The organism is Lapidilactobacillus mulanensis, from assembly GCF_003946215.1.
GTDB lineage: Bacteria > Bacillota > Bacilli > Lactobacillales > Lactobacillaceae > Lapidilactobacillus > Lapidilactobacillus mulanensis.
The window spans coordinates 18179-27133 of sequence record NZ_RHOW01000030.1 but is presented as its reverse complement, the minus strand read 5'-3'; the positions used below and the strand labels follow the sequence as shown (position 1 = coordinate 27133).

The 8955-nt window shown below is 41.4% G+C and carries 7 protein-coding genes; 6 read left to right on the top strand and 1 reads right to left on the bottom strand.

What is annotated here, in order from left to right:
* Positions 1-84 precede the first annotated feature (84 nt).
* Complete coding sequence (locus tag EKM67_RS07970) at positions 85-618, bottom strand: glycosyltransferase family 2 protein (protein WP_164506612.1); 534 nt, start codon at positions 616-618, stop codon at positions 85-87.
* A 137-nt stretch (positions 619-755) separates the two neighbouring features.
* Here EKM67_RS07970 and EKM67_RS07965 point away from each other — a divergent pair, with 137 nt between their 5' ends.
* The 6 genes from EKM67_RS07965 (at position 756) to EKM67_RS07940 (ending at position 8449) form a co-directional block, all read left to right on the top strand.
* Entirely contained in the window at positions 756-1649 is an 894-nt protein-coding gene (locus EKM67_RS07965) for a helix-turn-helix domain-containing protein (RefSeq protein ID WP_164506611.1), read from the top strand.
* Between the two features lie 585 nt (positions 1650-2234).
* Complete coding sequence (locus tag EKM67_RS07960) at positions 2235-3209, top strand: DUF1002 domain-containing protein (RefSeq protein ID WP_125578485.1); 975 nt, start codon at positions 2235-2237, stop codon at positions 3207-3209.
* A 245-nt stretch (positions 3210-3454) separates the two neighbouring features.
* Positions 3455-3679, top strand: coding sequence for a heavy-metal-associated domain-containing protein (locus EKM67_RS07955; protein ID WP_125578484.1), 225 nt, complete (start codon positions 3455-3457; stop codon positions 3677-3679).
* A gap of 34 nt (positions 3680-3713) precedes the next feature.
* Entirely contained in the window at positions 3714-4379 is a 666-nt protein-coding gene (locus EKM67_RS07950; RefSeq protein ID WP_125578483.1) for a Crp/Fnr family transcriptional regulator, read from the top strand.
* A gap of 486 nt (positions 4380-4865) precedes the next feature.
* Positions 4866-6593 (top strand): ABC transporter ATP-binding protein, encoded by a 1728-nt coding sequence (locus EKM67_RS07945; RefSeq protein ID WP_125578482.1) that lies wholly within the window; start codon positions 4866-4868, stop codon positions 6591-6593.
* Complete coding sequence (locus tag EKM67_RS07940) at positions 6593-8449, top strand: ABC transporter ATP-binding protein (RefSeq protein ID WP_125578481.1); 1857 nt, start codon at positions 6593-6595, stop codon at positions 8447-8449. The genes EKM67_RS07945 and EKM67_RS07940 overlap by 1 nt, the downstream gene beginning before the upstream one ends.
* The last annotated feature ends 506 nt before the right edge of the window (positions 8450-8955 follow it).

The window sequence follows — 8955 nt, the reverse complement described above, 5'->3', positions numbered from 1 at the left end:
ATGAAAAGGAAGAATTAGTCGCTTAAATTATACATAAACGTGTCCGGATTCTTGACTCAGATCCAAATAATGACATCTAAATCCTCATACACCATTTTTTTTGAAGTTGTACCGCTGCCATATATCTCGTCTATATATTTTATTACATGAATAGGAATTACTTTGTCCATTCCTGATATAATTGGCAATATCAACGACTTCTTTTTTGCCTTCTAAGCTGGTCACATCTTCTTCTAGCATTCTGGCAACATATATTTTATGAACATCACACACAACGATATCAGAATTATGTTTTTGGGCAGATTCACACATTAATTCCACGAAGTTTTGATTGACCCAATCGTCTGCATCAACAAAACCAATATATTCGCCTATTGACTGTTTGATACCAAAATTTCTAGATAATCCTTGACCACTATTCTCTTTGCAATAGGGCTTAAAAATGTCTCTAAATTTTTTCACATACTGAGTAAGCACCCTTTGCGTATTATCAGTGCTACCATCATTAACAACGATTACTTCATACTTAAAGCGTGTTTGTTGTTCCGATAGTGCTCGCAAGCAACGCCCAATGTATTTTTCCTCGTTATACGCCGTTATGATAATGGATAATTTCATTACGCCACTCTCTTCGTTAGACATCAATTTCGTATATATCCATGAATCTATAGACACAATTTAGTATAATGTGAGTAAATAAACTAAGGCGCATTTGTCTACTATTGTTGACGCAACTTTTATAGGAGATGGCAAAAATGAAAAGTTTTGGGGCAACGTTCAGATTATTACGTGAGCAAAAAAATATGACTGTGACTGAAACTGCGGCTGGCATTATGAGTAAACAAGGTTTATCTTCTTTTGAAATTGGTCGAACTTCCATTACGCTTGATCTTCTTTATCCACTATTGAAAAAACTACATCTCAGTATGGAAGAATTTATTTATTTCTACGATTTTGATGACTCTCATCATAAGGTAATTATAGAGTTGCAAAATTTGTACCAAAAAAACGATGTTGAAAAGCTACGGCAGTATACGGATAATTTACTGAACCAATACCATTTATCCGGAAATATCGAATATAAGCATTCTTACATTATCGCCAGAAGACTGATTGCTCGAATCAATCAGTCTCCAGACAATCCATCAGATGATGATAAAAACTGCATTAAACATTTTTTATTAAAATCAGAAACATGGGGCATATATGAATTTGAATTATTTACGAATACAATTGATTTATTTGATTCAGAAGAACTTGAACTGCTCAGTCAGATTGCCTTTAAGCACACACAACAAGTAGTCGCGATCACTAAATTTACAGAACATGAAATGACTTACCTCGCATTCAACATCATTTCGCGCTTATTTGATTTATATGATTTTAAAGAAATGGATCGATACTTTGAATTCATTCATGAACAAATTGAAGCTAATGATTTATATGCGTCCTTTTTACTTAAATACTACAAATCTTTACACGATTATTTCTCAACACCCAGTCAGGATAGTACAATATGTTGGTCTTATGTGGACATGCTCAATGTGTTAGACAATCAAGATCTTTATAAATTGTACGCACAGGATTTAAAACAACGCGAGCAACAAAAGTTGGAGCATACTGCTTGGTCTGAATTTACTACGAAATAAGAATGCAAGCTTATTCTGTTGCCTGTATTAAATCTTCAAAATCTATACAACATAGCGTGAGCAACAAATTGTTAACGTCTCAAGACATATCCTATGCTGAGATTCACTGCCTCTCTATACACAATTTAAATAGCGTTGCGGAATTATATAACCGATTTATCCGCGATGCTATTTTTGATTCATTCTATGAATTGGTATTATGTAAATTTCACGATCAACTGGCTGTTTACTGCCTTAAACAGTTCTACCCAATGACTGATCGTTAAGGAAGTTTGAGCCAACTCTGTTTTAGCAATTTGTGCTTGTAAAAGACTCACTTTATTGGCAACATCGGCTTACGAAATTTTTGCGCGGTGGCGAGCAGTTTGAAATTTCAAAGTATCTTTAATTTCCCTTGGGATAGCCAGAACTTCACTGAAATCCGTTTCACTTTGGTGATTTTTCATCCGTTCACTTCATCCTTAAGACTGATTTTCCTTAAGCAGACCTTAAGCTTGAGCCTCAACTTCCGTGATGTTGATTTAGCTTTGTTATAATGATCGAGTAGTTGGTCAGAAACACAATTTTTCGATATGAGGTAGAAACATGCGTATAAAAAATTCAGTTTTAATTTTAATGGCATCATTATTGGCGGTCATCGGTTTTTCGCTGACAAATTCACAGCCGGTCGATGCGGCGACGGATTGGTCTGAGCCGGTGGTTACACTGGGTTCATCTTTAACCGATAGTCAAAAGCAAGGCACACTTAGCACCCTGACATCGAGTTTAAATGGCGCGGATTATTCAACTCTCACCGTTAACGGGTCAACTTTGGTCAAATATCTCAATCCTGCTGGCTCAACTTTTACAGCAAATTCTGGCGTTTGGTCTAGTGCCATGATTCAGAAAACCAGTTCAGGTTCGGGTATCAATGTTAAAATTCTCGATTACAATGGCGCCAATAACATTACCACCATCACTGCCGATCAATATAAAAACGCGGCGGTGACCGCCGGCGTGACCGACGTTAACATTTATGTGACCTCTGCCACACCTATTGATGGTTCTGGGGCACTAGCAGGCGTTTACGCGGCTTTTGCAGACAATGGTGATACATTGAGCCAGAGTCAGATCACCGCCGCCCAAGACGAAATGTCGACCTTAAGTGACATCAATCAAGCTAACAAAGATGAAGATGGCTACTCAGATGCACAGCTTAATAACGCCGTCGCCGAAGCCAAAAAAGAAATGGCCGAAAAAGGCAGCAATATCACCGTCAACCAAATCACAACGATCGTCAACAACACGCTGGAAAGTAACAATTTGACCAATATCATCAATAACAATCAAAAAACGCAAATCATTAACATGCTGGTCAAAGTCCGCGATTCCGGCGCGTTGGATTCATCTAGTTTCAAGCAACAAGCTTCTAAAATCGCCAGCAACATTCAAACGAATGCCAAGGATATTTTTAGCAAGTTAAACACCGAAGAGAATCGCAACTTCCTGCAAAAAATCTGGGATGCGATCGTGAGTTTCTTCAAGAGCCTCTTCGAAGCGATCCAAGGATTTTTCAATTAATCCACAATCAAATAGCAAGCCAAATACACGGCCAAAAAAGTCGTGTATTTTTTATTTATCAACAATGAATCTCTGAACTCACCACCAAAAGAAGGCATCTCTAATCACGCAGAACTATCGCCACAAACCGAATGAGACGTTCGTAACAGTTTCATCCAAAAAAATAACAAGCTACTTGACGTAAATCAATTATTTTCTATCTGCAGTGAAGTAGACTAGAATTAGATTAGAAAGGGAGCTCGATCATGGAACAATTAACAATTACACTTGAACCCTTAGCCTGTGAGTCTTGTTTTGAAACAATTCAAGACAAATTGGAGCAACAAGATGGCGTCGGTGAAGTTGCCGCCTACTTCAAAACAAATAAGTTAGTGATCCAATTCAATCTTAAACAAACCGATGACACAAAATTAACTCATGTGGTCACAGATCTAGGCTATAATGTGGCTAAAACCAGTGTCGAACGTTAAAAACCAGCATTAACTAAACGGAGGTGCCCATTTAATGGCAGAACATGTTTGCGCGGAAATCGTGCCGATTTTTCAACAATTAAACCATGATGAACTACTGAAAGTTTCCGACTTAGTCAAGCACCATCATGTCTCCAAAGGCGAAGTCATCTTGAGCCCAGACACCCCTAGCCAACTCGTGATCATCGCGCAAGGGGCCGCGAAAACCTACCAACTTTCCGCAAATGGCAAAGAACAATTACTGCGCGTATTGGATGCCGGTAATTTCGAAGGCGAGAAAAATCTCTTCGGCGTCGGCAACGATGAACTTTATGTCGAAATGTTAAAAAATTCCACCTACTGCTCGATCGAAACCAAAGATTTCCAACAGCTCCTAGGCACTTATCCTAGCATTGCCCTCAAACTCTTGAAGAGCAACGCCGAAAAAATCGATTCCCTAGAAAAACAGAATCAATTATTGAATCACGACTTAGTCGAACAACGTTTAGCCACGTATTTATTAGACCTTGCAAAAACAAACGGTAGTTACCAGTTGACCTTACCCATGAAATTAAAAGAACTAGCCAGCTTCCTAGGAACCACCCCAGAAACAATTTCAAGAAAGCTGAAATTGTTCGGTCAAGAAAACCTCATCAAACAAAACCGCCACGACATCGAAATCACCTCACCAGATGGCTTATCAAAAATTAAAGATGCATAAAGATACAGATAATATCGAAAGAATTAAGAAAAAAACATTTTATTGTAATCACGAATAGAATAGGCCGAAGTTGTGGAGGAAAAGCATGGACACACCGTGAAACTGGTGTTAGCGAGCGATTTTTGCTCGGTTACAGCAGGGGGCGTATTCGAGATTAGAGTGTGGCGCAACATGGGTTGAAATCAACAGCTAAGACGTCAAGACACAAGCATTGGGCTTCATTCTTCGTGGCTTGATCTCTTAGATGCTGATTTCAATGTTGCAGAACACGTTTCGGGAAAGCATGGAACCGTCCCCACGGTACGTGTCCATGCTTTTCCGGAACAACTTCGACCGAAGGTAGATAAACGGGTTTTTTAACTATTTATCTTCTTTTTTGGTCTCCAATTTTTTACACTCTAAAAAAATCAAGCACCCCATAGGACAACTTCCAAAAATAAGAGTAGTATTGTTATAATACGATTCTTATGCATTGGAGGCTTTTTTTTGATTCGAACATTAATGCGCTCTATCCGCCAATATCGTAAATTATCCATTTTGGCGCCGACTCTGGTCATCATTGAATGTGCCATTGAGACGTTTATTCCTTTCATTATGGGTAACATTATTGATAACGGACTGATGAAGAGCAATCTCAACTATATTATCCACTATGGTTTAATTTTGTTACTGATGGCGATCGTTTCGCTAATTTGTGGGGGTGCCGCTAGCTGGACCGCTGCTCATGCCGGCGCTGGATTTGCCACGAACTTACGACACGATCTTTTCTATCACATCCAGGAATTTTCGTTTGCTAATATCGACCACTTCTCTGGTTCGAGTTTGGTGACACGTTTAACGACTGATATTACTAACGTGCAGAATGCCTACCAAATGATTATTCGGATGGCTGTTCGTGCGCCAATGGTTCTGATTTTTTCAGTGATCATGGCATTCAATGTTAGCAGCCAACTAGCCTTGATCTTCGCGATCTTGGTGCCAATTCTTGGTGTGATCCTGGCCGTGATCTTACATTTCGGCCGGCCATTATTCCGCCAAGTTTTCCGTCGATACGATACTTTAAACCGCGTCGTTCGTGAAAACGTTCGTGGCATTCGAGTGGTTAAAACTTATGTGCGCGAAGGCGAAGAAATTAATAAGTTTAAAAAGTCATCGAAGTCGATCGCAGATGTCTTCACTAAAGCACAACGGATCATGTCCCTCAACGCGCCAGCAATGCAGTTGGTAATCAATGCTTCACTGCTATTGTTGTCATGGTTTGGTGCACAAATGATCGTTGGCGGCACTTTCCAAACTGGTCAATTAGTTAGTATGTATTCTTACTCGAACTCAATTTTGTTTAGTTTGAACATGTTGGCAATGATTTTCACGCAATTATCAATTTCTCAGGCGAGTGGTGATCGGATCGTGGAAGTTCTCCGCGACCAACCAACGATCATTGATCCGAAAAATCCGATCGAAAAAGTTGATAACGGCGATATCGAATTCCAAAACGTCAACTATAGTTTTGCAGAATCTCGTCACCCCATCCTCAACAACGTCAATCTGAATATTAAATCCGGTCAAGTGATCGGGATCATCGGGGAAACTGGTTCGGGTAAAAGTTCGCTGGTTCAGCTGATCCCTCGTTTGTATGACGTTTCTCACGGGAAAATTTCTGTCGCCGGACACAATGTTCGCCACTACGACCTTACAGCGTTACGTGATAATGTCGCGATGGTTTTACAAAATAGTGTGCTTTTCTCAGGCACGATTGCGGAAAACTTGCGCTGGGGCAATCCTGACGCCACCGACGAGCAAATGATCCGTGCCGCGAAAATTGCGCAGGCCGACGACTTCATCAACGAATTCGAAGACGGTTATAATACCCACGTCGAACAAGGTGGTAACAACGTTTCTGGTGGTCAGCAACAACGTTTAACAATCGCCCGTGCTTTACTGAAGAATCCGAAGATTTTGATCTTAGACGATTCTACTTCTGCCGTCGATACGCATACCGAGCAACAGATCCGTCAAGGTTTGCGCGAAGATTTACCCGACACGACGAAAATTATTATTTCGCAGCGAATCGTTTCGATTCAAGACGCCGATCAAATTATCGTGATGGACCACGGTTCCATTCAGGATGTCGGGACACACGACGAACTTGTTCAGCGTAACCAAATGTACAAAGAAATTTACGATTATCAACAGAAAGCAGGTGAAGACAACTAATGGATACAAAAACAGTCACTAAAACAACACCAAAACGCAGTACCACTTTAATGCGCTTGTTGAAATTTGTTGTCGGCACCTACAAAGCACCATTCATTATGGCCGTGATCGCAATCATCATCAGTGCCGCTGCCGCAGTCGAAGGTTCTTTATTCCTGCAGCGTTTGATCGACGATTATATCGTGCCACTCACGAAACAGAAGTCGCCTAATTTCACCCCACTGCTGCAAGCCATCTTGATCATGGCCGCCATTTATTTAGTCGGTGTGATCGCGACGTTTGTCTTTACGCAAACGATGGCGATTTTAGGCCAACGTCTACAGAAAAAAATTCGTGACGACATGTTTACTCATATGCAGTCGTTGCCAATTATTTATTTCGACCAAAACGATTATGGCGATGTCATGAGTCGTTACACCAATGATGTGGATACTTTGATGCAGATGATTTCGCAGAGTATTCCTCAATTTTTGAATTCAGTGTTCATGCTTATTTTTGTCATCTCAGGGATGATTTCACTGAGCCCAATGTTAACGTTGGTGACCCTAGTCATCTTCCTGCTCAGTATTGGCATCGTGCGGACCTTAACCACCCGTTCCAGCCATTACTTCAAGGAACAGCAGAAACAGCTAGGTAAGGTCAACGGTTTCGTTGAAGAGATGTTAAACGGCTTGAAAGTTGTCAAAGTCTTCTCACATGAACCCGCTGTTAAAAAAGAATTCGACGAATACAACGACGTTTACCAATATGATTCGGCTAAGGCCAATGCTTATGCCACCATGTTGTTCCCGATCATGGGTAATGTTGGTAACGTGCTCTATGTTTTGATCGCTATTTTCGGTGGGATCGTTGCAATTAACGGTTGGTCTGTATTGACATTAGGTTCGATTGCCGCCTTCTTGCAATTAAGTCGTTCATTTAGCCAGCCTATTTCTCAAATTTCGCAACAATTGAACTCGATCGTGCTGGCACTTGCCGGTGCAGAACGGATCTTCCAATTACAAGACAGTCCAATTGAAGTCGATGACGGTCAGGTGACGATCGTTCCGGCCGCCGATGGTACTGGGAACAACTGGAATTGGCAAGTCCCACAGACTGATGGTTCCGTTAAACAAGTTCCTGTTGAAGGACGGATCGTCTTCGATCACGTTAACTTCGGCTACTTGCCTGGACAAACCGTCTTGCATGACATCAATGTGAGCGTTGAACCCGGTCAGAAAGTCGCCCTAGTTGGTCAAACTGGTGCCGGTAAAACGACTATCAGCAGCATGCTCAACCGTTTCTACGAGATCAATTCAGGAACGATCACTTATGACGGTATCGATATTCGTCAGATCCGCAAAGATGATCTTCGTCATTCGATGGCAATCGTTTTACAATCGACCAATTTATTTAGCACGTCGGTTCGCGAGAACATTCGTTATGGCCGCCTATCTGCAACAGATGACGAAGTTGAAAAAGCAGCCGAGTTAGCTCATGCCGAAGATTTCATCAACGATTTAAGTCAAGGTTACGCGACTCAAATCGATGGCGATGGCTCCGATCTTTCTCAAGGTCAACGTCAATTATTAGCGATCGCGCGTGCCAACGTCGCCGATACGCCGGTCATGATTTTGGATGAAGCGACTTCTAGCATCGATACGCGAACCGAGCGGATGGTGCAAGCCGGTATGGATAACTTGATGAAGGGTCGCACAACTTTCGTGATCGCCCATCGCTTGTCTACCATTGCCAATTCTGATTTGATCCTCGTGATCGATCATGGTCATATTATCGAGCAAGGGAATCATCAACAATTGATTGCTAAGCATGGCGAGTATTATCAGTTGTATACGGGTAAGAAGTCTTTGAATTAATGCGAGTTTAGAAAAATATTATGAGAGCGTGTCGGGGATTTTCCCGATACGCTCTTTTTGTTGAAAAAACAAGACTACCTACGGTCGAAAGTGCTGGGGCAGGCAGGTCTGTGGCTGTGGGACCGCTTGAAGCCTTCCGAGGTTCATGGAAGTCTTCAAGCTTCGATTTGAGCCTCGGAAAAACGCCGAGTCTCGAATCGATCCACCATGTAAGGCGGGCAAAAACGGCCCGCCAACATGGTTGTCACTGCCACGACTGCCTGCCCCAGCTCTTTCGACCTAAACTTATTCTGTTTAACGTAGGAAATGAACAGCTGGGTTCCTGGAAGTTGCTTTACAATGTAGCCTTTACTCTAAATGACAAAATAAAAAATGTGATGAATTTCAAATCTGAGCATAATAAGACACGACCAATTTTAAAATAGGTGCCGAATAGGCTGAAAGAGCTGATAACATCCTGTTTCAGGTGAAAGATTGCGCCTATTTTAAAATTTGTCGTATGTCTG